Source organism: Protofrankia sp. CiP1_Cm_nod3 (assembly GCF_982290655.1).
Genome location: NZ_CEVIVD010000028.1, coordinates 1 through 26,944, shown reverse-complemented (window position 1 = coordinate 26,944; position 26,944 = coordinate 1). Strand labels below are relative to the sequence as shown.

The 26,944-nt window shown below is 74.5% G+C and carries 8 protein-coding genes; 2 read left to right on the top strand and 6 right to left on the bottom strand.

The window, feature by feature from the left end:
* Nucleotides 1-19: 19 nt before the first annotated feature.
* From AC5LUJ_RS08190 to AC5LUJ_RS08165, 6 genes are all read right to left on the bottom strand, one after another.
* On the bottom strand, nt 20-20,053 hold the full coding sequence (locus AC5LUJ_RS08190) for an SDR family NAD(P)-dependent oxidoreductase (protein WP_493464731.1): 20,034 nt from the start codon (nt 20,051-20,053) through the stop codon (nt 20-22).
* A 317-nt stretch (nt 20,054-20,370) separates the two neighbouring features.
* Nucleotides 20,371-21,213: a thioesterase II family protein gene (locus AC5LUJ_RS08185; RefSeq protein ID WP_250284266.1), complete on the bottom strand. Its 843-nt coding sequence runs from the start codon at nt 21,211-21,213 to the stop codon at nt 20,371-20,373.
* A 97-nt stretch (nt 21,214-21,310) separates the two neighbouring features.
* Nucleotides 21,311-22,054: a 3-oxoacyl-ACP reductase FabG gene (gene fabG, locus AC5LUJ_RS08180; protein WP_250284268.1), complete on the bottom strand. Its 744-nt coding sequence runs from the start codon at nt 22,052-22,054 to the stop codon at nt 21,311-21,313.
* Nucleotide 22,055: 1 nt separating this feature from the next.
* The gene (locus AC5LUJ_RS08175) at nt 22,056-22,316 is read right to left on the bottom strand and encodes an acyl carrier protein (RefSeq protein WP_250284269.1); all 261 of its coding nucleotides are present in this window, start codon (nt 22,314-22,316) and stop codon (nt 22,056-22,058) included.
* Between the two features lie 212 nt (nt 22,317-22,528).
* Nucleotides 22,529-23,374 (bottom strand): SDR family oxidoreductase, encoded by an 846-nt coding sequence (locus tag AC5LUJ_RS08170; protein ID WP_250290935.1) that lies wholly within the window; start codon nt 23,372-23,374, stop codon nt 22,529-22,531.
* 2 nt (nt 23,375-23,376) lie between these two features.
* Nucleotides 23,377-23,718: a hypothetical protein gene (locus AC5LUJ_RS08165; RefSeq protein WP_250284274.1), complete on the bottom strand. Its 342-nt coding sequence runs from the start codon at nt 23,716-23,718 to the stop codon at nt 23,377-23,379.
* Nucleotides 23,719-24,441: 723 nt separating this feature from the next.
* Between AC5LUJ_RS08165 and AC5LUJ_RS08160 the strand changes: the two genes are divergently transcribed.
* Both AC5LUJ_RS08160 and AC5LUJ_RS08155 read left to right on the top strand, forming a co-directional pair.
* Entirely contained in the window at nt 24,442-25,254 is an 813-nt protein-coding gene (locus AC5LUJ_RS08160) for an esterase/lipase family protein (protein ID WP_445548337.1), read from the top strand.
* Between the two features lie 201 nt (nt 25,255-25,455).
* The coding region (locus AC5LUJ_RS08155; RefSeq protein WP_493464730.1) for a wax ester/triacylglycerol synthase family O-acyltransferase at nt 25,456-26,944 on the top strand (1,489 nt) is incomplete at its 3' end.

The following is a 26,944-nucleotide window of genomic DNA, read 5'->3' as shown; positions in this document are numbered from 1 at the left end:
GGATCTGGATCTGGATCTGCTAGATCTGGATCTGGTTGTCGATGAAGTCGAACACCTCCTCGGCGGTGGCCGCGCGAAGCCTGTCCGCCACGTCGACGCCGTCCGGGCCCGGCTCGTCGGCGGCCGTCCATGCCGCCAGCACGTCCCTGAGACGTGTGATCACGGCGGTGCGGACGGTGCTGTCCGTCGCCACCGTCGCCAGCGCCGGCTCCAGCCGGGAGAGCGCGGCGAGCACGGGCGGGGACGCCGCCGACGCCCCGGCACCACCCGGGTCACCGGCAGTACCGCCCTGGTCGGCCGCGCCGCCCGTGCCGTCGTCGAGTATGCGGGCGCGCAGGTGCTCGGCCAGCAGCGCCGGAGTGGGATGGTCGAACAGCAGCGTCGTCGGCAGCCGCAGGCCGGTGGCCGTGGTGAGCTGGTTGCGCAGCTCGACGGCGGTCAGCGAGTCGAACCCGGCCTCCAGGAAGCCGACCGTCGTGTCGACGCCGTCGGTGCTGCCGTGCCCGAGCACGGCGGCGGTGTGCACGCGCAGCAGGTCCAGCAGCAGCCGGTGCTGTTCGGGGCCGGGCAGGGCGGCCAGCCGCCGGCGCAGCGACCGCGGCGTGTCCTCGTCCGGGCGCGGCCCGGGACGCCGCGCGGGCAGCAGCCCGCTCAGCAGCGGCGGCGCGCTGTCCGCGCGCAGCGCGGCGACGTCGAGCCGGACCGGTGCCACCACGGCACGGCCGGCCGTGAGCGCCGCGTCGAAAGCGGCCAGGCCCTCCCCTGGTGCCAGCGCGACCAGCCCGGCTGCGCGCAGCCGGCGGTGGTCGGCCGCGCGCAGCCGGCTGGCCATCCCGTCGGTGTGTGCCCACGGGCCCCAGGCGATCGAGACCGCCGGCAGCCCCGCTGCGCGGCGCTGGGCGGCCAGCGCGTCGAGGAAGGCGTTGGCCGCCGCGTAGTTGCCCTGCCCGGCACCGCCGAGAACGCCCGACATCGAGGAGAACAGCACGAACGCGGCCAGGTCCGTGGTGGCGGTGAGCTCGTGCAGGTGCACGGCACCGTCCACCTTGGGCAGCATCACCTGCTCGATGCTCTCCGGCGTCAGCGAGGCGATGACGCCGTCGCGCACGATCCCGGCGGCGTGCACGACCGCGGTCAGCGGATGTGCGGCCGGGATGGCCGTGAGCAGCCGGGCGAGCGCGTCGCGGTCGGCCACGTCGCAGGCGGCCAGCTCGACGTGGGCGCCGAGGCCGGTGAGCTCGGCGCGCAGCTCCGCCGCGCCCGGGGCCTGCGCCCCCCGCCGGCTGGCCAGCACCAGGTGGCGCGCCTTGTGCCTGGTCACCAGATGCCGGGCCAGCAGCGCCCCCAGCCCGGTGGTCCCGCCTGTGATCAGCACGGTGCCCTCGGGGCCCAGCGGCGTGCTGTCGCCCGAGGATGTCAGGCGTGCGTGGGCCAGCCGGGGGACGTGCGCCGCGCCCGCGCGCACCGCCGTCTGCGGCTCGCCGCTGCCTGCCGCGTCGGTCAGCGCGGCCCACGAGGCGTCGTGCCCGTCGACGTCGACCAGGACACACCGGCCCGGGTGCTCCGACTGCGCCGAGCGCACCAGCCCCCCCACGGCCGCGGCCACCGGATCGGTCAGCTCGGCGTCCTCGCGCACCGCGGCCGCCCCGCTGGTGAGCAGGACCAGCCGGGCCGACCGGAGACGGTCGTCGGCGAGCAGGGAACGCAACGACCGCGCGACGTCACCGGTGGCGGCGCGGGCCCGTGCCGCCAGCAGCGCACCGGAGCCGGTGCCGGACGGGAGGACGGTGAGCACGGCCTCGGGGACCGGCGCCCCCGAGGCGACGGCCTCTCGCAGCGCCTGCGGATCCGGGTGGCACGTGACGGTAGCGCCGCGGCGGGCGAGGGCGGCGGACAGCTGCTCGGGGACGTCCCCGAGCAGCGCCCAGTGTCCGCTCGGGCCGGCGGGGACGGCGGCCCGCAGGCGCTCCCACCGCAGCGCGTACAGCGGGGCGGGGGTGACACCGCCGATCTGCTCGGCCGACATCGGGCGCAGGACCAGCGACCCGACGGAGACGACCGGGCGTGCGGCGAGGTCCGTGGCCGCCAGGGAGATCCCCTCGCCGGCCCGGGCCAGCCGCACCCGCAGCGCGGACGCGCCACGGGCATGCAGGTGGACGTCGCCGAAGGCGAACGGCAGGCCGTCCGGCGCCGGTCCGCCGGAGTCCAGCAGGGCGATCGCGTGCAGGGCCGCGTCCAGCAACGCCGGGTGCAGGCCGAACCGGCCGGCGTCCGCGTCGGCGGGCGGCGGCAGGTGGACCTCGGCCAGGACGTCGTCGCCCTGCCGCCAGGCGGCCCGCAGCCCACGGAAGGCGGGCCCGTAGTCGAAGCCGCGCTCGGCGAGCCGGTGGTAGAGGTCCTCGACGTCCACCGGCACGGCGTCCGCCGGCGGCCAGCCGGCGTCCGCCGGCGGCTGGACACCGGGCTCGTCGGCGGACGGCTGCTCCCGCTCCTGCAGGAGCCCGGTGGCATGGCGGGTCCAGGCGGCCTCGGGCGCGGCGTCCTGTGCCCGGGAGTACAGGGCCATCGGTCGCCGGCCCGTGGTGTCGGCGGCGCCGACGGTCAGCCGCAGCACGACGCCGCCCCGCACGGGCAGAGGCAGCGGGACGTGCAGGGCCAGTTCCGCGATCCCCGCGCAGCCGAGCCGCTCGGCGGCCACCGCCGCCATCTCCACGTACGCGGTGCCGGGCAGCAGCGCCCCGCCCAGCACGGCGTGTTCGGACAGCCAGGCGGGGCTGTGGGCGGACAGCCGCCCGGTGAACAGGAACCCGGCGCCGTCCGGCAGCTCCACCCCGGCGCCCAGCAGCGGGTGCCCGACCTGCTGGAGGCCGACCGCCGCCGCGTCCGACGTGCCGGCGGGCGCCTCCAGCCAGTACCGCGTCGGCTGGAAGGCGTAGGTCGGCAGCTCGACCGGGCGCACGTCCCGGTCGGCGAAGAACGCCGCCCAGCCCACGCCGGACCCGCCGGACCCACCGGACCCGCCGGCGTGGACGTGGGCCAGAGCGCTGGTCAGCGCGGGCACCTCGGCCCGGTCGGCGCGCAGCACGGCGACGAACGACGCTGCCGGGTCGTCCGCGGCCGCGGACGGCGCGCCGTCGTCGGCGAGGCAGTCCCGGCCCATGGCGGTGAGCACTCCGGCGGGGCCGAGTTCCAGGAACGTGGTCACCCGGTTGGCCAGCAGCGTGCGCACCCCGTCGAGGAACCGGACGCTGTGGCGAACCTGCCGGACCCAGTAGTCCGCCGAGCAGAGCTCGTCGGCGGGAATGACCGCGCCGGTCAGGGTCGACACGACCGGGATCCGCGGCGGCGCGTAGGTCACCGCGGCCGCCACCGTGCGGAACCCGGCGAGCATGGCGTCCATGTGCGGCGAGTGGAAGGCGTGGCTGACCTTCAGCCCGCGTGCCTTGCGTCCGTTGCGCTGCCAGTGGTCGGCGATGTCGAGTACCGCCTCCTCGGCGCCGGAGATCACCACGGCCTGCGGTCCGTTGACCGCGGCGAGGCTTACCTGCTCTTCCCGGCCGGCCAGCACGGGCAGCATCTCCTGCTCGGACGCCTGCACCGCGATCATCAGGCCGCCGGGCGGGAGGTCCTGCATCAGCCGGCCGCGGGCGGCCACCAGGGCGGCGGCGTCCGCCAGGGAGAACACGCCGGCCGCGTGCGCCGCGGCCAGTTCGCCGACGGAGTGGCCGAGCAGGTAGTCCGGGCGCAGTCCCCAGGTGCCGAGCAGCCGGTTCAGGGCCACCTCGAGCGCGAACAGGCCGGTCTGCGCGAACAGCGTCTGGTGCAGCAGGTCCGCCTCCGGGGAGCCGTCGCCGGCGAAGAGGATCTCCCGCAGCGGACGGTCCAGGTGGACGTCGAGCTGGTCGCACACCTCGTCCAGCGCCTGGGCGAACACCGGGAAGCGCCCATACAGCTGCTGTCCCATACGTGGCCGCTGGGAGCCCTGGCCGGGGAAGAGGAAGGCGCTGCGGCCCTCCCGAGCCACCCCGCGGACGATGTTCGGCCCGGGAAGGTCATCGGCCAGCGTGTCCAGCCCGCGCAGAAGCTGGTCGCGGTCGGCGGCCAGGACCACCGCCCGGTGCGGCAGCGCGGCCCGCGTCGTCGCCAGCGAGTACGCGAGGTCCGTAAGCGAGTCACCGGCGTGGCCGTCGAGGTGCGCGCGCAGCCGCCGTGCCTGGCCCCGCAACGCCGCCTGGCCGCGGGCCGAGACCACGTAGGGCAGCGGATCCCCGTCGAACGGTGAGGTCCGCTCGGACGGGGCCGGGCCGCCGGCCGCGCCGGCCGGCAGGAGCCGGTCGGACGGCGGAGTCCGCCCGGCGGCGGCCGGGTCGGCGTCCGGCACCTGTTCCAGGATGACGTGGACGTTCGTGCCGCTGATCCCGAACGCGGACACGCCGGCGCGGCGCGGCCGTCCGGTGCGCGGCCACGGCCTGGCCTCGGCCAGCAGCGACACCGCGCCGGCGGACCAGTCGACCTGCTCGGTCGGCTGCTGCGCGTGCAGCGTCTTCGGCAGCAGGCCGTGCCGCATCGCCAGCACCATCTTGATCACACCGGCAACACCGGCGGCGGACTGGGTGTGCCCGATGTTCGACTTGATCGACCCCAGCCACAGCGGACGGTCCGCCGGCCGGCTCCGCCCGTAGGTCGCCAGCAGCGCCTGCGCCTCGATCGGATCCCCCAGCCGCGTTCCGGTCCCGTGCGCCTCCACCGCGTCCACCTCGTCCACGGACAGCCGCGCATCCGCCAGCGCCCGCCGGATCACCCGCTGCTGCGCCGGCCCGTTCGGCGCCGTCAGCCCGTTACTCGCGCCGTCGGAGTTCATCGCCGACCCCCGCACCACCGCCAGCACCGGATGCCCGTTACGCCGCGCGTCCGACAGCCGCTCCAACAGCAGCAGGCCCACGCCCTCACCCCAGCCGGTGCCATCCGCGCCCGCCGCGAACGCCTTGCAGCGCCCGTCCGGCGCCAGCCCGCGCTGCCGGCTGAACTCCACGAACGCCCCGGGGGTGACCATGACGGTCACGCCGCCGGCCAGCGCCAGCGAGCACTCCCCCCGCCGCAGCGCCTGACCGGCCAGGTGCAGCGCCACCAGCGACGACGAGCACGCCGTGTCCACCGTCACCGCCGAGCCCTCCAGGCCGAGCGCGTAGGCGACCCGGCCGGAGAGCACCGCGGTCGCGCTGCCGGTCAGCACGTAGCCTTCGGCGCCGCCGGTCGCCTCGTGCAGCCGCGGCCCGTAGTCCTGGCCGGAGCCGCCGACGAACACACCGGTGGGGGTGCCGCGCAGCGAGGCCGGGTCGATCCGGGCGCGTTCGAGCACCTCCCACGCGGTCTGCAGCAGCAGCCGCTGCTGCGGGTCCATGACCGTCGCCTCACGCGGGGACACACCGAAGAAACCGGCGTCGAACCCGGCCACGTCGTCGAGGAACCCGCCCTCGCGCGCGGTCGTCGTGCCCGTCCGGCCCGGGGACGGGTCGAACAGCGTCTCCAGCGGCCAGCCGCGGTCGTCGGGGAAGGCGCCGATGGCGTCGACCTCGTCGACCAGCAGCCGCCACAGCTGCTCCGGCTGTTCGACCCCGCCGGGATACCGGCAGGCCATGGCGACGATCGCGATCGGGTCGTCGGCGGTGGCGGTGGGCACCAGCGCGCCGGCGGCCGGTACGGCGGCCGCGCTACCGGAGGCACTACCAGTACCGGTGCCCGCGCCGGCATCCCCACCGGCTGACGTCCCCGGAACCACTTCGGACGGGGCGGCATCGGAGGACTCACCGAACAGTTCGGTCATGAGGTACCGCGCGATCGCGGTGGCCGTCGGGAAGTCGAAGGCCAGGGTGGCCGGCAGCCGCAGCCCGGTGGCCGCACCCAGCCGGTTGCGCAGTTCGACCGCGGCCAGCGAGTCGAACCCGAGCTCCCGGAAGGCGCGGTCGGCCTGGATCGCCTGCGCTCCGTCGTACTTGAGGACGTCGGCGGCGTGGCCGCGCACGAGATCCAGCAGCGCCTGCCGCCGCTCGGAGCCGGTCAGGTCGGCCAGCCGCGCCGGCAGCGCGGCGGAATCGTCCGACGCGGGCTGCCCGGCCTGGCCGGCCCGGCCGGGCAGGCCGTCACCCTGCGTCACCAGTACGGCCTCGGGCAGGTCGGCGAACAGCGGCCGCCGCCGGGCGGCGAGGAAGCCGGGCAGGAAGCCCGGCCAGTCGATGTCGGCGACGACCAGCGCCGTCTCGTCGTGCTCGACGGCCTCCCGCAGGGCGGTGAGGGCCAGTTCGGGAGCCATCTGCCGGACACCGAGCCGGCGCAGCCGTTCGGCGACGTCCCCGGAGACCATCCCGCCCTCGGCCCAGGCGCCCCAGGCTACGGACGTCACGGGCAGCCCGGCCGCCCGCCGCTGCTCGGCGAAGGCGTCCAGGAACGCGTTCGCCGCCGCGTAGGCGCCCTGGCCACCGCCGCCCCACACCCCCGCGCCCGAGGAGTAGACCACGAAGGCGTCCAACCGGCGGCCGGCGAGCGCGTCGGCCAGGTTCGTCGCGCCGGTGACCTTGGCGTCGAGAATCCCGGCGAGGTCCGCGAGGCCGAGGTCCGCCAGGTCGGTCAGGTCGCTGACGCCGGCGGTGTGGACGACCGCGCTGATCACGGCGCCTTCGGCGTCGAGGCTGTGGAGGAGGGCGTCGACCGCGGCGCGGTCGGCGACGTCACAGGCTGCGATCGTGACGCGCGCGCCCAGGCCTTCCAGCTCCGCGCGCAGGTCGGACGCGCCGGGCGCGTCCCCCCCGCGGCGGCTGGTGAGCACCAGGTGCCCGGCACCGGCACGGGCCAGCCAGCGGGCGGCGTGCGCGCCGAGGGCGCCGGTGCCGCCGGTCACCATGACGGTGTCCCTCGGCTGCCAGCGACGGTCCGCCGGCGCCGGCACGGCCGCCCTGACCAGCCGGCGGGCGAACACGCCGGCCGGCCGCAGCGCTACCTCGTCCTCGCCACCGGCGCCGTTTCCACCGACGGCGCCGCTTCCGCCACCGGCAGCGCTCCGGCCTGCGGTACGGCCTGCGGTACGGCCGGCGCCGGTCCGGCCGGCGGTACCGCCGAGCAGCGCGGCCAACCGGGCCGGTGTCCGGGTGTCGACGGCCTCGGGCAGGTCGATCAGCCCGCCCCAGCGCCGGGGATGCTCCAGCCCGATGACGCGGCCGAGCCCCCACACCTGGGCCTGCGCCGCGCTGCGCAGGCGATCCGACGGCGCGACCGACACCGCGCCGGAAGTCACGCACCACAGCGGCGCCTCGATACCGAGATCACCGAGGGCCTGGCCGAGGGCCAGCGTGCCGGCCAGGCCCCCGCTCACCCCGGGCAGGCCGGGCAGGGGCCGCTCGTCCAGGCCGAGCAGTGACAGCACCCCATCGGCCGTCACCTGCTCCGGCAGCACCTCACCAACCACGGCCTGCTCCGGCAGCACCCCATCGGCCGCCGCCCGCGGCGGCAGCGCCCCATCGGCCGCCCGCGGCGGCAGCGAGCGGCGGAGCAGGCGGGCCAACGCGCCGCGGTCCAGCTCCGCCGTGGTGGGCTCGACGCGCACGACCCGCGCGCCACGGCCGGACAGGGCCGTGGCACACGCCGCCACCAGGGCCTGGTCGGGCGACTCGGCCGGAGCCAGCAGCAGCCACGTTCCCGACAGCACCGCCGGAGCGTCCAACAGTCCTGTCTCCCCCACCGAGGCATCCACCAGCGGGGCATCCACCAGCGGGACATCCACCAGCGGGGCTTCCACCAGCGGCTTCCAGGTGACGCGGTACCGCCAGTCGCGGACCGCCGCGCTGTCGACCTGCCGCCGCCGCCAGGCCGACAGCGCGGGCAGCACCGCGCGCAACGGCTGGTCGGCGTCGATGTCAGCGTCGAGAGTGGCGGTCAGCGCGGCCAGGTCCGCGCGTCGCACGGCGTCCCAGAACCGCTCCTCGGCCGGCCCCGCGCCGGCGGCCGGCGCCTGGTGCCCGCCGGGAGCCCGGCCATCGCCGAGCCAGTAGCGCCGGCGGCGGAAGGCGTAGGTGGGCAGGTCGACCCGGCGCGCCTCAACGCCGTTGAACGCGGCCCGCCAGTCGACCCGGACGCCGCGCACGTGGGCCTCGGCCACCGCGGTGAGGAACCGCCGCCGGCCGCCGTCGTCGCGCCGCAGCGAGCCGGTGGCCAGCACGTCGGCGCCGGCGTCCGCGGCGGTCTCCTCGATGCCCATCGTCAGCACCGGATGCGGGCTGGACTCGATGAAGGTGGTGTGCCCGTCCCGCAGCAGGGCACGGACCGCCGGCTCGAACAGCACGGTCCGTCGGAGGTTGCGGTACCAGTACCCGGCGTCCATCAAGGACGTCTCGACCGGGCCGCCGGTCACCGTGGAGTAGAAGGGGATCTCGGCCGGACGCGGGGCGATGCCGGCCAGCGCCTCGAGCAGCTCCGTTCGCACATCCCGGACATGCGGCGAATGCGAAGCGTAGTCGACCGGGAGCATGCGGGTGCGGACGTCCGCGGCGGCGCAGTCCGCCGCCAGGGCCGCCAGCACCCCGGGCTCGCCGGAGACGACCACCGAACGCGGCCCGTTCACCGCGGCCAGCCAGACCCGCTCACCCCAGTGCGGGGTGCGCCGGGCCACCTCCTGCGGTGCGAGCGCCACGGAGAGCATGCCGCCGCGGCCGGTCAGGGCCGCCAGCGCCCGGGAGCGCAGCGCCACGACCCGGGCGGCGTCCGGCAGCGACAGCGCGCCGGCCACGTACGCCGCCGCGATCTCACCCTGGGAGTGGCCGACCACGGCAGCCGGCCGGACGCCGTACTCGGCCCACAGCGCCGCCAGCGACACCATCACGGCGAACAGCACCGGCTGGACGACGTCCACCCGCTCCAGCTCCGCCGGCCCGCCACCGCCACGCAGGACGTCCAGCAGGGACCAGTCGACGTGCGGGGCCAGCGCGTCGGCGCACTCGGCGATCCGGGCGGCGAACGCCGGCGAGGAGTCCAGCAGCCCCGCCGCCATACCGGCCCACTGCGAGCCCTGCCCGGGAAAGACCAGCACCGGCCCGCCGGTGGGCCCGGCCGCGCCCCGGACGACCTCGACAGCCTGGACGGCCCCGGCACCCTGGACGGCCCCGGCCACCAGCGCGCCGTCAGGCAGCGGCCCGCCGTCGGCCACCGCGGCGAGGCCCCGCAGGAAACCTGCATGATCATCGGCCAGCACCACCGCGCGCCGCGCGAGCACGGCCCGCGTCGTCGCCAGCGAGTAACCGATGTCGGCGCGGTTCAGCTCGCCGTGCGCGGCCGCGTGCGCGTGCACACGCTGGGCCTGCGCCCGCAGCGCGGCGTCGGTGTGCCCCGAGATCACCCAGGGCAGGACGGTCCCGGCGGGACGCCTATCGGCGGTCTCCTCGGGGGCGGTCTCCTCGGGGGTGTTCTCCTCGGGGGCGGAGCCGAGCGTCACCGGGGGTGCCGGCCTGTCGACCGTGTCCAGAATGACGGAGTCCAGGATGACGGACGTGTCGGCACCGACCGGTGCCGCGGTGGCCGATGTCACGCCGGCCGGAGCGGCGGGAAGCTGGGGTGCCGTGGGCCGCGCGGCGGCCTGTTCCAGGACGACGTGCGCGTTCGTGCCACTGATCCCGAAGGAGGACACCACGGCCCGCCGGGGCCGGTCGACGTCCGGCCAGGGGGTCGGCGCGGTCAGCAGCCGCACCGCCCCGGCGGCCCAGTCGACCTGCGAGGAGGGCTCGTCCACGTGCAGGGTCGCCGGCAGCAGACCGTGGTGCATCGCCAGCGCCATCTTGATCACACCGGCGACGCCGGCGGCGGCCTGGGTGTGCCCGATGTTCGACTTGATCGACCCCAGCCACAGCGGACGGTCCGCCGGCCGGTCACGCCCGTAGGTCGCCAGCAGCGCCTGCGCCTCGATCGGGTCCCCCAGCTTCGTCCCCGTACCGTGCGCCTCCACCACGTCCACCTCGGCCGCCGCCACCCGGGCATCCGCCAGCGCCCGTCGGATCACCCGCTGCTGCGCGGGCCCGTTCGGCGCGGTCAGCCCGTTACTCGCGCCGTCGGAGTTCACCGCCGACCCACGGAGCACCGCCAGCACCGGATGCCCGTTCCGGCGCGCGTCCGACAGCCGCTCCAACAGCAGCAGGCCCACACCTTCGGACCAGCCGGTGCCGTCGGCGGCGGCGGCGAAGGACTTGCAACGCCCGTCCGCTGCCAGCCCGCGCTGCCGGCTGAACTCCACGAAGGTGTTCGGCGTCGACATCACGGTCACGCCGCCGGCCAGCGCCAGCGAGCACTCCCCCCGCCGCAGCGCCTGAGCGGCCAGGTGCAGCGCCACCAGCGACGACGAGCACGCCGTGTCCAGCGTCACCGCCGGGCCGTGCAGGCCGAAGGTGTAGGCCACCCGCCCGGACAGCACGCTCCCCGTGGTGCCGGTCAGCAGGTAGCCCTCCCCGTCCTGCGCCGTACCGGCGGCGGCCGTGCCGTAGTCGTGGTACATCACGCCGGCGAACACGCCGGTGTCGCTGCCACGCAGGGCGGTCGGGTCCAGCCCGGCCCGCTCGAACGCCTCCCAGCTCGTCTCCAGCAGCAGCCGCTGCTGCGGGTCCATCGCCACGGCCTCGCGCGGCGAGATACCGAACAGCTCCGGGTCGAACTCGTCGGCGTCGTGCAGGAAGCCGCCCTCGCGGGTGTAGCTGCGTCCCGGGCGTCCGGGACGCGGGTCGTAGAGCGCGTCGACGTCCCAGCCGCGGTTCGTCGGGAAGGTCGAGATCGCGTCGGTGCCGGTGGACACCAGCCCCCACAGCTCCTCCGGGGAGGTGACCCCACCGGGATACCGGCAGGCCATCGCGATGATCGCGATCGGTTCCGCCTCGGTGGCGGGCGTGGTCACGGCCGCCGGGGCCGCGGTACCGGCGGCCGTGGCGGACGCGGTCGCGGCCTCGCCGCCGGGCACCTGTGTGAGCAGGTGCTCCACCAGCTCCGCGGGTGTCGGATGGTCGAACAGCACGGTGGCGGGCAGCCGCAGCCCCGTTGCCGTACCCAGCCGGTTGCGCAGCTCCACCGAGGTCAGCGAGTCGAACCCGAGTGCCCGGAAGGCCACGTCGTCGCGCACCACGGCCGCCCCGGCGTGGCCGAGCACGGCGGCCGTCTCGGAACGCACCAGCTCACGCAGCACCCGTTCCCGCTCGACCGGGCCGAGCGCGGCCAGCCCGCCCACGGCCGTGCCCCCGACGCTCCCGGAGCTCCCGGCCGTCCCGAAGGTCCCGGCCGTCCCGAAGTTCCCGGCGTCCGTACCGCCGTCGGTGCCCGCGGAGCCCTCTGCGCCCGCAGGGCCTCCGGCGCCCGCGAAGCCCTCAGCGCCGGGAGCGTTCCCGGCAGCGGTCGGGCTGCCGCCTGTGCGCGGCCGGCGCCCACCGGCGGTGGGCAGCAGGGCGCGCATCACCTCCGGCACCCCACCGATGGCAGCCTGCTCACGCAGCGCAACTAGATTCGTTCGCAAAGCGACCAGCAGGGCGTCGTCACGGACGAGGGCGTCGTCGAACAGGGCGAGGCCGGCCTGCTCGGGCAGGGCCGCGACACCGGCACGGGCCATCCGCCGCACGTCGACGGGCCGCAGGCCGCCGGCCAGGCCGGCGGGCTGGTCCCACAGCCCCCAGGCCAGGGACGTCGCGGCGAGCCCCGCCCGGGCGCGGTGGTGCGCCAGGGCGTCCAGGAACGCGTTCGCGGCGGCGTAGCTGCCCTGGCCGGCGGCCCCGACGAGGCCGGAGATCGAGGAGAACAGCACGAACGCCGACAGGTCGTGGTCCCGGGTCAGCTCGTGCAGGTGCCAGGCGGCGTCGACCTTCGCGCGCAGGACGCCACCGACCCGCTCGAGGGTCAGCGACTCGATGGTCGCGTCGTCGATGACCCCGGCGGCGTGCACCACCGCGCGCAGCGGATGCTCGGCGGGGATACCGGCCAGCAGCGCGGCGACCCCGGTCCGGTCGGCGACGTCACAGGCCACGACCCGCACGTCCGCGCCCAGCGCGGTCAGTTCGGCGACCAGGTCGCCGGCGCCCGCGGCCGCGGCGCCCCGCCGGCTGGTCAGCACCAGCCGGCGCACCCCGTGCCGGGTGACCAGATGCCGGGCGACCAGCCGGCCCAGCCCACCGAACGCCCCGGTCAGCAGCACCGTGCCGGTCCCGTCGAACCGGCGGGGCCACTCATCCGCGGCCGGGGCGGCCGGGGCGGCTGGGGTTGCCGGGGTTGCTGGGGTAGCTGGGGTAGCTGGGGTGATCGGGGCCGCTCGCACCAACGCGGGGACATACACCGTGGCGTCCCGCACCGCCAGCTGGACACGGTCGGTGACGAGCGCGGCGACGAACGCGTGCCAGGACGGCTCGCCTTCGTCACAGTCGGCGAGTACGAAACGGCCGGGGTGCTCCGACTGCGCCGAGCGCAGCAGCCCCCAGACCGCGGCACCGGCCAGATCGGTGATCGCGGACGCGCCGGCGCCGACCGCGCCGCGGGTCAGCACCACCAGCCTGGACGCGGCCAGCGACCGGTCGGACAGCCACGACTGCGCCAGCTCCAGCGCCCGCGTCACCGCGAGGTGGACGTCAGCGGGCCGGAGAGGGTCGTCCGCCGGAGAAGCCGGAGAGTTTTGTGCGGGTTCGTGCGCTGCGGGCCTGACAGGTGCGAACACCACCTCCGGCGTCACCGCGCCCGCCTCTACGGCGGCACGCAACGCGTCCAGGTCCGGGTAGCCGTCCAGCGCGATGCCCGCGGCGTCGACCGCCGCAGCCAGCGCGTCGATGGCCGGTCCCAACACCGCCCAGCGGCCCGCCGGCATGTCACCGTTCCGCGTGCCACCAGCCCGCGTGCCACCGTTCCGTGTGCCGCTCGCCGGGTCGAACTCGACCCAGTCGACCCGGAACAGGGCGTCACGGCCGGTGCCGCGGGCGTCCTGGAGCTGCCGCGGCCCCATCCGCCGGAACGCGACCTGCCGGATCCAGGCAACCGGCACGCCGGTGCCGTCGGCGATCGTCACCGACACCGCGTCCGGGCCGTGCGGTGTGATCCGTACCCGGGCGGTCGTGACGTTCGAGCCGTCCCGGGGCCGGCCGATGGTGAACCCGCTGAAGGAGAACGGCACGATCCCGCCGTCGCCGTCGTGCGGGCCCTCAGCCACGACCAGGTGCAACGCGGCGTCCACCAGCGCCGGATGCAGCGCGTACCCGCTGGCTCCGCCGGCACCGTTGACGCTGTCTCCACTGTTGACGCCGTCGCCGCCGGCACCAGTGGCACCGTCGCCACCGGTGACACTGTCAGGACCGGTGGTACCGGCTCGGCGGGTCTGCGCGGCTTCGGGCAGGACCACCTCCGCGAACAGCTCGTCCTGCCGGCGCCAGGCCGACCGGAGTCCCCGGAAAGCGGGACCGTAGTCGTAGCCGCGCCCGGCCAGCCGCTGGTAGAGGTCGTCGACCTGGAGCTGTTCGGCGCCCTCGGGAGGCCACACCTCGAGACCGGGCGGCGGCGCGTTCCCCTCCGGCGCGAGCACGCCCTCGGCGTGCAGCGTCCACTGCTGTTCGTCGGCGTCGCGGCCGTCCGCTGCGATGTCCGGCCGCGTGTACAGCCGCACGGAACGGCTCCCGGCGGCATCGGCCGCGTCCACGGTCACCCGGACGTGGACCGCGCTGTCCGCGGGGAGCGGCACCGGGCGGTGCAGGGTGAGCTCCTCCAGACGCCCGGCACCGAGGCGGCGTCCCGCGTGCAGCGCGAGTTCCGCGCAGGCCGTTCCCGGCAGCAGGACGGCCCCCATGATCGTATGGTCGGCCAGCCACGGCTGCTCCGGCACGGACAACCAGCCGGTGAGCAGCAAGCCGTCGGCCCCGGCCGGTGAGCTGCGCGCGCCGAGCAGCACCTCGGACGCGCGGCCCGCGGCGGTGACCGTGGTGCCGGCCTCGACGGCCACCGGTGCGGAGGTGGCTGCCAGGACGGAGGTGGTTGCCGGGGCGGGGGCCAGCCAGAAGCGTTCCCGCTGGAAGGCGTAGGTGGGCAGGTCGACGCGGCGTGCACCGGCTCCGGCGAAGATCCCCTGCCAGTCCAGCCGCACCCCCACGGTGAACAGCGTCGCGAGCGCGCCGGCCACGGCCTGGTCCTCGGGCCTGTCCCGGCGCAGCAGCGCGATCCGTGCCGTGGTGGCGGCCGCGGCCGCGGTGAGGCAGTCGTGCGCCATCGCGGTCAGCACGCCGTCCGGCCCGAGTTCGCAGAACCTCGTCACACCGGCCGTTTCCAGCCAGCGCACGCTGTCGTGGAAACGCACCGTCTCACGCGCGTGCCGCACCCAGTAGTCGGGGTCGGTGAGGTGCCGCGGGCTGGCCGGCTCGCCGGTGAGCCCGGAGACGATCGCGATCCGTGGCGGCGCGAACGTCACGGACCGCGCGACCTGCCGGAACTCCTCCAGCATGCCGTCCATGTGCGGGGAGTGGAAGGCGTGGCTGGTGCGCAGGCGCGCTGTCCGCCTGCCCTGTTCCCGCAGGACGCGCGCGATCTCGTCCACCGCCCGGGAGTCACCGGAGATCACGGTGGCCGCCGGGCCGTTCACGGCTGCGACGGCGACCCCTCCTCCGCGGCCTCCGCCTCCCTCGCCTCCCTCGCGGGCGGCCAGCAGTGCGGCGACCTCGGCCTCGCCGGCCGCCACCGACACCATCGCTCCGGTGGCGGGCAGGGCCTGCATCAGCCGGCCGCGGGCGGTGACCAGCGTGGCCGCGTCGGCCAGGGACAGCACCCCGGCGACGTGCGCCGCCGAGAGCTCACCGATCGAGTGCCCGACGAGGAAGTCCGGCCGCACGCCCCAGGACTCGGTCAGGCGGAACAGCGCCACCTCGAGGGCGAACAGCGCCGGCTGGGCGTACGCGGTCCCGTTCAGCGTCCGCGCTCCGGCCGTGCCGGGCTCGGCGAACATGACGTCGCGCAGCGGGCGGTCGAGGTGCCCGTCGAAGGCGGCGAACACCTCCTCCAGAGAGCGGGCGAACACTGGGGAGGCCTCGCGCAGCCGCCGGCCCATGCCCGGCCGCTGCGCGCCCTGGCCGGTGAACAGCATGGCCAGCTTCCCCCGGCCGGCGGCCGCGGCGGTGCCCTGGAGCACCGCCGCGGCCCGCGGTCCGCCCAGGGCGAGGCCGCGCAGTCCGGCGAGCAGTTCGCCGCGGTCCCGGCCGACGACCGCGGCCCGGTGCTCGAACGCGGACCGGCCGCTGGCCAGGGACCATGCCACGTCCGTCACGTCGAGGGCGGGGTGTTCCTCGACGTGGGAGCGCAACCGCTCGGCCTGCGCCCGCAGCGCGTCCGCACTGGTGGCGGACAGCACCCAGACACGCGCCGGGGCGGGGCCGGACGCGCCGGCGGCCGGTACGCCGCCGGGCAGGCCCTGACCGGCCGGCGGCTGGCCGGCGGGAAGATGATCGGCTGGGCCCCGGCCGGCGGGGCTCCGCTCGGCCGGCGCCTGCTCGACGATGGTGTGTGCGTTGGTGCCACTGATACCGAAGGACGACACGGCGGCCCGCCGGGGACGGTCACGCTCCGGCCAGGGCCGCGCCTGGCCCAGCAGGGTGACCGCGCCGGCGGACCAGTCCACGTGGGGGCTCGGCGTCCCGGCGTGCAGGGTAGCCGGCAGCAGGCCGTGGCGCATCGCCATGACCATCTTGATCACACCGGCCACGCCCGCGGCCGCCTGGGCGTGGCCGATGTTGGACTTCATCGACCCCAGCAGCAGCGGTTCGTCCGCGCTGCGGCCCTGCCCGTAGGCGGCCAGGACGGCCCGGGCCTCGATGGGGTCCCCGAGCGTGGTGCCGGTGCCGTGCGCCTCGACTACGTCCACCTCGTCGGGGGCCAGCCGGGCGTCCGCTAGGGCGTCGCGGATCACCCGTTCCTGCGCCGCGCCGTTCGGCGCGGTCAGGCCATTGCTCGCGCCGTCGGAATTGACCGCCGAACCCCGCAGGAGAGCCAGCACCGGATGGCCCGCTCGACGGGCCTCGGAGAGGGTTGTCAGCATCAGCAGGCCGACGCCCTCGGACCAGGCGGTGCCGTCCGCGTCCGAGGAGAACGGCTTGCACCGGCCGTCGGGGGCCAGCCCGCGCTGCTGGCTGAACTCCACGAACATGCCGGGGCCGGACATCACCGTGACCCCGCCGGCAAGCGCCAGCGTGCACTCGCCGCGCCGCAGCGCCGCCGCGGCCATGTGCAGGGCGACCAGCGACGACGAGCACGCCGTGTCAACGGTGATCGCCGGGCCGCGCAGGCCGAGGACGTACGCGATCCGGCCGGAGATCATGCTGAGCGTGGTGCCGGTCAGCAGGTGGCCGTGCAGGCCCTGCTGGGCCTGGTGCAGGCGCGGGCCGTAGTCCTGGGGCATGGCGCCGACGAAGACCCCGGTCCGGCTGCCGTGCAGCGCCTCGGGCGCGATACCGGCCCGTTCGACCGCCTCCCAGGCGGTCTCCAGCAGCAGCCGCTGCTGCGGGTCCATCGCCGCCGCCTCGCGCGGGGAGATGCCGAAGAAGCCGGGGTCGAACAGGGCGGCGTCGTCGAGGAAGCCGCCCGTGTCGACGTAGGTGCGCCCCGGCTCGGCCCGGCCGGGCCGGTACAGGGCGTCGACGTCCCAGTCACGGTCGGTGGGGAAGCCTCCGATGGCGTCCCGGCCGCCGGCGACGAGCTCCCACAGCTGCTCCGGGGTGCGCACCCCGCCGGGATAGCGGCAGGCCATCGCGACGATGGCGATCGGCTCGTCGGTGCCGGAGGCGGCACCTGCCGGAACGCCGGACACGGCGCCTCCCGGGACGGCGGCCTGACCGCCCGGGATCTCGCGGTTGAGATGACGTGCCAGGGCCAGTGGCGTGGGATGTTCGAACAGCACCGTGGCCGGCACCGGTACCCCGGTGGCCTCGGCCAGGCGCTGGCACAGCCGGACGCCGGTGAGCGAGTCGAAGCCGAGGTCCCGGAACGCCGAGTCCACGTCGACGGCGTCCGGCGAGGTGTGCCCGAGCAGGACGGCGACGTGCCGGCCGACCAGGTCCGCGAGGATCTCCTCCCGCTCGGCGTCGGAGCGCCCGGCCAGGCTGTGGGCCAGCGCGACCCGCGGCTCCGGCTCCAGCTCCTCGGCCTCCGCCGCCTCCGCCGGCGCGGCCGTCGCGGCCGTCGCGGCCGTGATGACCGGACGGTCACCGGCGCCACCGTCGATCGGGCTGCGGCCACCGTCGCCGGGCGCGGACACGTCCACCCAGTGGCGCCGGCGGGCGAACGCGTACGTCGGCAGCCGCACCGGCCGGCGGTCCCGGTCGGCGAACAACTCGTCCCAGTCCGGCGTGATCCCGTGGACGTGCAGGCTGGTGACGGCGGTGAGCAGCGCGTCGGGTTCGGGCTGGTCCTTGGCCAGCGCCGGCACCACGGCGATCTCCGGGGTGTGCGCGGACGGGGTGGCCAGGCAGTCCTGGGCCAGCGCCGAGAGCACACCGTCCGGGCCGAGCTCCAGGAACGCGGTGACGCCGTGCGCCCGCAGCTGCCGGACGCCGTCACGGAACCGGACCGCCTGGCGGACGTTGCGCACCCAGTATCCGGGTGCGCACAGGTCCGCGGCGGAGGCCGGCTCGCCGGTGACGGTCGAGACGATCGGGATGCGCGGCGGCGCGAACGACAGGCCCCGTGCCACCTCGCCGAACTCGGCCAGCATGCCGTCCACCAGCGGCGAGTGCGAGGCAAGGCTGATCCGCAGCCGGGTGGTCTTGCGTCCGGCGGCCTCGAAGTGGGCGGCGACGGCCAGGGCCGCCGGCTCCTCGCCGGAGATCACGGTCGCCGTCGGCGCGTTGACCGCGGCGATGCTCAGGTGCGCCTCGCGGCCGGCGAGCAGCGGCAGCACCTCCTCCTCGGTGGCCTGCAGCGCGACCATCGCGCCGCCGGAGGGAAGCCCGTGCATCAGCCGGCCGCGCGCGGCCACCAGCGCGCACGCGTCGGCGAGGTCCAGGACGCCGGCGGCGTGGGCGGCGGTCAGCTCGCCGAGGGAGTGGCCGAGCAGGAAGCCGGGCCGTAGGCCCCACCGCAGCACCAGCCGGCACAGCGCGGTCTCCAGCGCGAACAGCGCCGCCTGCGTGTAGTCCGTCCGGTTGAGCAGCGCGGCGTCCGGCGATCCCTCCGGGGCGAGGACGACGTCGCGCACCGAACGGTCGAAGTGGCTGTCCAGGTGTGCGCACACCTCGTCGAAGGCCTCGGCGAAGACCGGGAAGCGGCCGCGCAGCTGCCCGCCCATGCCCGGCCGCTGCACCCCCTGGCCGGCGAAGAGGAACGCCAGCACGCCGGCGTCGCCGGCGGTCCCACGCACCAGGCCGGGGAACTCCTGTCCCTCGGCCAGGGCGTCCAGGCCGCGCAGCAGGCCGGCCCGGTCCCGGGCGACCAGTCCGCCGCGGTGGCGGAAGGCGGTACGGGTGGTCGCCAACGAGTAGGCCACGTCGGCCGGTTCGAGCTCCGGATGATCGTCGAGGTGGGAGCGCAGCCGCTTCGCCTGCTCCCGCAGTGCCCGGGCGCCGCGGCCGGAGAGCACCCAGGGCACCGCCGGCGGCTCGCTCCCCCGTTCCCCCCGCGTGCCGTCACGCGTGACGGCACATGTGCCGTCGCCCCCGTCGTCGTGCGTGTCGTCGCGGGTGTGCTCGCGGGTGCCGTCCCGGCGGTCCGGCTCCGGCGCCTCGGTGAGCAGCACGTGGCAGTTGGTGCCGCCCATGCCGAACGCGCTGACGCCGGCGACGCGGCCGCGGCCCTCGTCCGGCCAGTGCTGCGTGCTCACCGCAACGGCCAGGTTCAGCGCGTCCAGCGGAATCCGCGGGTTCGGCGCCTGGAAGTTCAGGCTCGGGACGAATTCCCGGTTGCGGACGCAGAGGACGGTCTTCACCAGGCCGGCGATACCGGCCGCGCCGTCGAGATGCCCGATGTTGGTCTTGACCGAGCCCACCCGCAGAGGCGACCGGCCCGCCCTGGCGGCGGCGAGGGCTGCGCCGAGAGCGGCGGCCTCCACCGGGTCGCCGACCCTGGTCGCGGCCCCGTGCATCTCGACGTACTGCACGTCGCCCGGGTCGATGCCGGCCCGGGCGCACGCCTGCCACAGGACGTCCTCCTGCCCGGCCTGGTCCGGGGTGACCAGGGTGTCGCCACCGCCGTCGTTGTTGACCGCGCTGCCCAGGATCACGCAGTGGATCGGATCGCCGTCCGCCTGGGCCAGGGCGAGGGGTTTGAGGACGACGACGGCCCCGCCCTCGCCGCGGACGAAGCCGTTCGCGCGCGCGTCGAAGGTGTGGCAGCGCCCGTCGGGCGACAGCGCGCCGAGCCGGTCGACCGTCACGGTGCTCTCGGCGGCGAGCATGAGGTTCACTCCGCCGACGAGCGCGACGGAGCACTCCTCCCGCAGCAGGCTCTCGCAGGCCAGGTGGATCGCGACGAGCGAGGAGGACTGGCCCGTGTCGACGACCAGGCTCGGGCCGCGCAGACCCAGCTTGTACGACAGCCGGTTCGCGATGACGCTGCGGTGCAGCCCGGTCATGGTGTGCTGGCTGACCGCCGCCGGCCCGCCCCGGCGCAGCACGGTGGCGTAGTCGTCCCACATCGCCGCGACGAACACGCCGCCGCGGGTGCCGCGCAGCGTCCCGGGGACGATCCCGGCGTCCTCCAGCGCCTCCCAGCCGAGTTCGAGCATCAGCCGCTGCTGGGGGTCCATCGTGGCGGCCTCGCGCGGGGAGATACCGAAGAACTCCGCGTCGAACCGGTCGACCTGCTCGAGGAACCCGCCCTGCCAGCCGCCGGGGCGGGACAGCTCGCCGTCGAAGGGGCCGGGCGGGCCCCAACGGTCCGCCGGCGCCTCGGTGATGGCGGACGTCCCGCCGCGCAGCAGCCGCCAGAAGGCGTCGGGGCCGGGTGCCGCGGGCAGGCGGCAGGACATGCCGACAACGGCGATCCGGCGGTCCGGGCGCACCGACGGCACGTCCGGGACGGCTTCGGAACCGCTCATCGCCACCTCCGACTGGTACAAGGCCACCTCCGGTCGAAACAGGGAAAAGCCGTGCCGCCGACGTCGTCCACCTGATTTCCCGGCGGTTCGACGGCCCGGCGGCCCGACGGCCGCCGGTAGCAGACCGCCCACCGCGGGGGAACCACGTCACGGCCGACCGGGAACAAAAGCGGTACAACATCCGGAACAAACATCACCATGGAATGGCGGCACATCACGACTGAACTACCGAACAACCAGGAAATGATTATGACAGAATCGCTGCGACGAGCCCGGGTGGGCGGATCGGTCACGAAAGAAGACAGAAACGGGAGAAGTCAGCCGCAGAACCGCGCGAGACGGTCCAGGATCGTGTGGACGACGGCCGGGCGGTGTTCGGTCAGGTAGAAGTGGCCACCGGGGAAGACCGCCATCTCGAACCGCGCCGTGGTGTGGTCCGCCCAGGCCCGGGCGTCGTCGGCCGTGACCTTCGGATCGCTGTCCCCGACCAGGGCGACGATCGGGCAGGCCAGCTTCGGCCCGGGCTGGTAGCGATATGTTTCGGCCGCCTTGTAGTCACTGCGGATCACCGGCAGCACGAGGTCGAGCAGTTCGCTGTCGCCGAACACCTTCTCCCCGGTTCCGCTGAGCGCTTTCAGCTCGGCCAGCAGCAGGTCGTCCGGGCCGCGGTGGATGTTCTCGGCCCGCTGCCGGGAGGGCGCGCGGCGGCCGGAGACGAACAGCGCCGCGACGGTCACACCGGCACCCGCCAGCCGCCGGGCGACCTCGAAGGCGACGGTGGCGCCCATGCTGTGCCCGAACAGGGCCAGCGGCCGGTCGGTCCAGCCCGCCAGCGCCTCGACGAGGTGGTCGGCAAGCTCCCCGACGTCCTCCACGCAGGTCTCGCTGCGCCGGTCCTGCCGGCCGGGATACTGGGCCGCCAGCACCTCGACCGATGCCGGCCGCGAGGCGGACACCGGCGCCTGCGCCGATGCCGGCATCAAGACCGGTATCGAGGCCGGTATCGAGGCCGGCGCAGAAGCGGACAGCGCCCGCGAGACCGGGAAGTAGAAGCTCGCCGAGCCACCGGCGTGCGGCAGGCAGAGCAGCCGGGCGGTGGCGTGCGGCACCGGGTGGAAGCGCCGCAGCCATGCTTCACCGGTGCGGGTGGTCGTCGTCATCGGGCTCCTCGGAAAACACCAGTGGGCACGGGTCCGCCGGCCGGCCCCGACGCGCCGGGAACCCCGGGCCCGGAAAAGAACCTCGGACGCGGGCCGGTCACACGACCAGCCCGCCGTCCACACCGAATACCTGGCCGGTGATGTAGCCGGCCCGGTCGGAAAGGAGGAAGGAGACGAGGGCGGCCACGTCGTCCGGGCTCCCCACCCGGCCCAACGGAATACGCTCGACGAGCCGCTCGCGCAACGGCCCGAGACCGCTGATCATGTCGGTGTCGATGAGGCCGGGCGCGACCGCGTTGGCCCGTATCCCGAACGGCCCGCACTCCTTCGCCAGCGCGCGGGTGAAGCCGATGACACCGGCCTTGGACGCCGCGTAGTTCGTCTGTTTCGCGCTGCCGTGCACACCCGCCACCGAGGACATCGTCACGACACAGCCGGTACGGCGTTTCATGAAGGAGAAGATTGCCGCCCGGCAGATGTTGTACGTGCCGTCGAGGTTGGTGCCGAGCACGGTCCGCCATTCGTCGTCGGTCATCCGCACCAGGGGGTTGTCCCGCACAACACCGGCGGAGGCGACCACCGCGTCTACCGGCCCGAGCTCGTCCTCGGCGGCGGAGACCAGCGCCCGGGCTTCGCCGGCGTCCGCGATGTCCAGTTTGCGGGCGATCACCCGTCCGCCGTGGGCCGCCGCCTCGGCGACGGCCTCCTCCGCGGCGTCGGGACGGCTGTGGTAACAGAACGCCACGTCGAAACCGTCGGCGGCCAACTGCCGCACCACGGCCCGCCCGATGCCGCGGGAACCACCGGTCACCACGGCGACCGGACGGATGTCGCCGGGCACGTCAGGTCCCCCCGAGTTTGGCCGTCAGCAGATCGTAGATCCCGTTCAGCGAGGTGATGCTGGCGAACTCCTCGTCCTTCACCCTGATGCGGTAGCGCTTCTCCAGACGCACCACTATCTCCAGCGCCATCAGTGAGTCGAGGTCGAGCTCGCCGACGAAGTCGGCGTCGTCGGTCACCTCGGCCGGCGACCGTTCGAGGGTGTCCGCGACGAGGGCGCGCAGCTCCTCCCGGTCCACCGCGATCTCCAGGTTCCTGGTCATTTATCGCATCCTTTTTCTTCTTTTTCCGCTTTTTCTCGTCACGCCTGGCCCGGTTTCCCGTTGTGCCTGTTCCGGACGGCCGAAAGCAGCGCGATCACGTTTCCGCCGGGCCGTGGGCCCGTTCTTCCCCGCGGTGCCGCGGGCCTGTTCGTCTCCGTCTCGTCACCGGCCGGCGTCCTCGGGCCACCCCGCCGGGCGGGACCGGCGGAGTGTCACGTCCCGATCAGTTCGCCGCCGTCGACACCGATCACGTTTCCCGTCACCCAGGACGAATCGCTGGCGGACAGGACGACGATCGCCTCACCGACGTCCTCGGGCCGGGTCAGCCGCCGGTGCGGATTGCGGGCGAGGCAGGCGTCGTCGAACTGCGCGCTGCCCGGGATCTTCCGGAACGCGGGCGTGATCGTCGTGCCGGGGCGCAGCGCGTTGACCGCCACCCCGCGCGGCGCGAGCTCCACGGCGAGTTGCCGGACGTGCGACTCCAGCGCCGACTTGGCCGCCGAGACGGCCCCGTAGCTGGGAATCACCAGGGAGCTCCCGGCGCTGGTCAGCGCATAGATCTTGGCGCCGGCCCGCAGCAGCCCGGCGGCCAGCAGATCCTGCGTCCAGTAGACGAGGCTGTGCGCCATCACGTCGAGGGTCATGGCCATCTGCCTCGCCGTGATGGTGCCACCGCCCCGCGCGTCGGGCACAGCCGTGACCGTGGCCGTGGGCACATCCGTGGCCGTGGGCGGGGGCACGAAAGGCAGCAGCGAGCCGAAGGCGACCGAGTGGACCACGACGCGCAGCCCGGCGTCACCGGTCAGCTCAGCGATCCGGGGCACCAGGTCGGCACGAGTGGCTGCGGCGGCGACATTACGGTTGAAGAAATGCGCGGCGACACCTCGTTCCCGCAGTTCCGCGGCCAGTTCCCCGGCGGCTTCCTGCCCGTCGGCGGTGTCGAGGTGAATCCCGATGACGTTGCCGCCCTCCGCGGCCAGCGCGCGGGCCGTGGCCCGCCCCATGCCGCTGGACACACCGAGGACCAACGACCAGGAATCCTTGAGCGGTACCAGCACGGTCAGCCCCCGGTGGTCGCTCGACGAACCGACGCGCCGGTGTCGACGGCCGACGTCGGATCAATATCCGAGAAATAATCCAATCGAATCCGCTCCGCAGGGGAGCGCCTGTCCACCCGCACCATCAGTTTCATGTTCGAGTTATCACCAATCGCCAGGACGACCGGGCATATGAAATCATTCGCCATCTTTATCGCTGCTCCGGGGACCCGGGAATCCGGGAGTCCGGGCCGCTGCGACGGCGCGAAAAAATCCTGATCGCGCCATCGGGCGGCCCGCCGGCGTCCCTGATGATCCGGATCGCGCGGCGATGAGCGGTGTGTGCCCGTCGCCATGCGATCCACTGATGATCCGGAAATTCCGGCCCACGGTGGCACGAAAGGAACATGCTCGTGTCACCGCCGGCCCGCCGGAGCGGGTTCACCGTCAACCGGAACCGATCAACCGACCGGAACCGATCAACCGAACCGTGGTGACACTGCGTGACAGTAGCACCGGGCGGCCACGAAAGCGCGCAGCCCTGTCAGCACGGTGTGGCGACACAGCGTGACCGCCTAACATGGTTACGCGCTGTAGCGGCGTGGACGGGCCCGCCCGATGTCGCCCCGGTGACCGCAACCTAGCCCCGCGACCCGCCGGAACGCCAGGACAGCCGCCTCCCGGCCGGCCACGGAGCACCCCGTCCCGACCGGCCGCGGCCCGGCACCCGGACGCATTCCACCACCAACCCGCATACATCGGCGATCCGACCGGAAAACAGCCCGGCGCGCGCACCGGCGAAATTTCCACCGGATGACGTGATTTTCCGCCGAACGGGACACGAGCGGCCACCCGACGTACACCACGGCTCCGGACGAACACCCGTACTCACGGCAGCCGGGAACGGCCGGATCCCAACCCGGGAACATCCGGAAGGAAGAACATCGGCATGCCGCCGGACAAACGGTTCTGTTTCACCGGGCCCCGGCCGGGACACCAATCTTCGGCTAGCATTTCGCTGAGCACGTGATGTCCGGCGGAATGGTGGGAGGTTTTACGTCATGTCGTTCCCGAAAATAGGACGAACGGTGGATGGTGTTCTCGGTGCGCCGGCCCAGGTCGCCGCCCAGGTGGCCGGCGTCGTCCAGCTGCCGAACATCGACGACTGGAAGGCTCGCCCGAGCGCCGAGCATCCCCGTCCCGTGGTGCTGGTACACGGCACCTTCGGCAACGCCCGCGACTACTGGATCACCACCGCGCCCGTGCTCGCCGCGGCCGGATTCACCGTGTTCCGGCTGGACTACGGCGCCCTGCCCGGAATACCGGTCCTGCACGGCCTGGACTCGATCGAGAAGTCGGCCCAGCAGCTCGCCGCGTTCGTGGACAAGGTGCTGGCCGCCACCGGCGCCAGCCAGGTCGACATCGTCGGCCACTCACAGGGCGGCATGATGCCGCGTTACTACATCAAGTTCCTCGGTGGAGCGGGCAAGGTGAACCGGCTGATCTCGCTCTCCCCGTCCAACCACGGCATGGCGGAGAACGAGCTGGTCACGCTGGCCAAGCAGTTCCCCGGCGCCGAGCAGCTGATCGGTTCGACCATGCCGCCGGCCTGCGCCGACCAGACCATCGGCTCCGTGCTGCTGACCAAACTCAACGGGGATGGAGAAACCGTGCCCGGCGTCCAGTACACGGTCATCGCGTCCAAATTCGATGATGTCGTCACGCCCTATGCCTCGGCGTTCCTGAACGGGCCGGGCGTGCAGAACATCACGTTGCAGGACCTGTACCCAGTCGATATCAGCAACCATGGTGCCATGGCGGCCAACCCCATGGTCTTCCGCGAAGTCGTCAAACACCTCAACACCCCGAGCAGCACCGCGGCCGGCGCAGCCCGCGCATAGCACGAAGGCACGTGCTGTGCACAGCACAGGAGCACGTGCTGTGCACAGCACAAAGGGCACGTCCCGCGCACAGCACAGGGGCACGTCCCGCGCACAGCACGATGGCGGGCATCTCTCGCGCACAGCAGCACGGCCCCGGCGCGTCCCACGTCGACGAGGCACAGCGACGGAACACAGGCGAGATACAGAAAGGAAGGCCGGATGGCCGGCGAGCGGTTGAGCGGGCTGGACATGGCATTTCTGAAACTGGACGACCGGACGGCCCCGATGAACATCGGCGCGCTGATGATATTCGAGCCGGACCACCCCGTCGGTGTCGAGAAACTGGTCCGTCTGCTCAGCGAGCGGATGAGCGGTTTCCCCCAGTTCCGGCAGCGCCTCCGGTCGACGGCGCTACCGCCCGCCGCCGCGGAATGGGTCGAGGACCCGCAGTTCCAGGTGGAGGCACACATCCGGGTCTGCTGTCTGCCGCCCCCCGGAACGCGCGACCAGCTCACCGAATACACCGCCAGCGCGATGGCGTCCCAGCTCAATCCGGCCCGGCCGCTGTGGGAAGCACATGTGATCACTGGACTGTCCGACGGACGCTTCGCGTTCCTGCTCAAAACACATCACGCCGTCACCGACGGCCAGGGCGGCGTCCGCCTCTTTTCCGCGATGTACGACGAGCCCACCGCGCTCGGCAACGAAGGGAACGCCCTCGCCTGCGACACCGCAACGGCTCCGTCAGCCACGGCCAGGTCCTCCGCGGCCGGGTCGACGGCCACGGGCGGGCCGGTGGCGGGCGCGCCCGTGGCATGGCGCTTGCTGCCCCGGCCGGACCAGTGGCTCAGCGCGATCCCCACGCTGGTCGCCGGCCCCTCCCTGATCGCCGGGCAACTGGTCGAGACCAGCCGCCGGACCACACGCGAACTGGGCATCGCGGCGTCGGTACTGCGCAGGGCACGCCTGTCCGCGGTGTCCTCCGTGGTGGGAAAACCGTCCCTGCCGGGGAAACAGTCGGAAACGCCGCCGGAGCGGCGGCTGACCCTCGTCCAGCTGGATCCGGGCGCGGTCCGGCGGGTCCGGCAGCGGCACCGGGTCATGACCCACGAGGTCGTCCTCGCCGTGCTCGCCGGGGCGCTGCGGGACTGGCTGGACTCCGGCGACCGTGGGCTCGGCGGAGCCGCGCCGCGGGCGCTCATCCCGGTCGCGCTGCGCCCCGACGCCGCGGGGCCGGGGCAGGGGCCGGGTAACAACCTGTCCGGATACCTGTGCGACCTGCCGGTGTCCGAACCGGACCCGGTACGGCGGCTGCGGGCCGTCCGCGTCGCCATGGAACGCAACAAGGCCGCCGGCCCCTACCGCGGGGCCGGCGCGTTCCCGCTGCTGGCCCACTCGCTGCCCGCCGCGGTGCACCATCTCGTCGCGCCGCTGGCCGGACGCGGCGCCAACCTGCTGTTCGACATCGTGGTGAGCAACATCCCGGGATCGAACAGAACCCCGCGGCTGGCCGGCGCCCCGATGCGGGAGCTCTACGGCATCGTGCCGCTCGCCCGCGGGCACGGGCTCAGCGTCGCCGTGACCAGCGGCCGCGACTTCATCGGCATCGCCCTGCACAGCGACCCCACCATCCAGCCGGGCATCACCGCCCTCAGCCGCGCACTGCCGCGCGCCCTGGCCGACCTCGCCCCGCCGCCTCCCCCCGTAC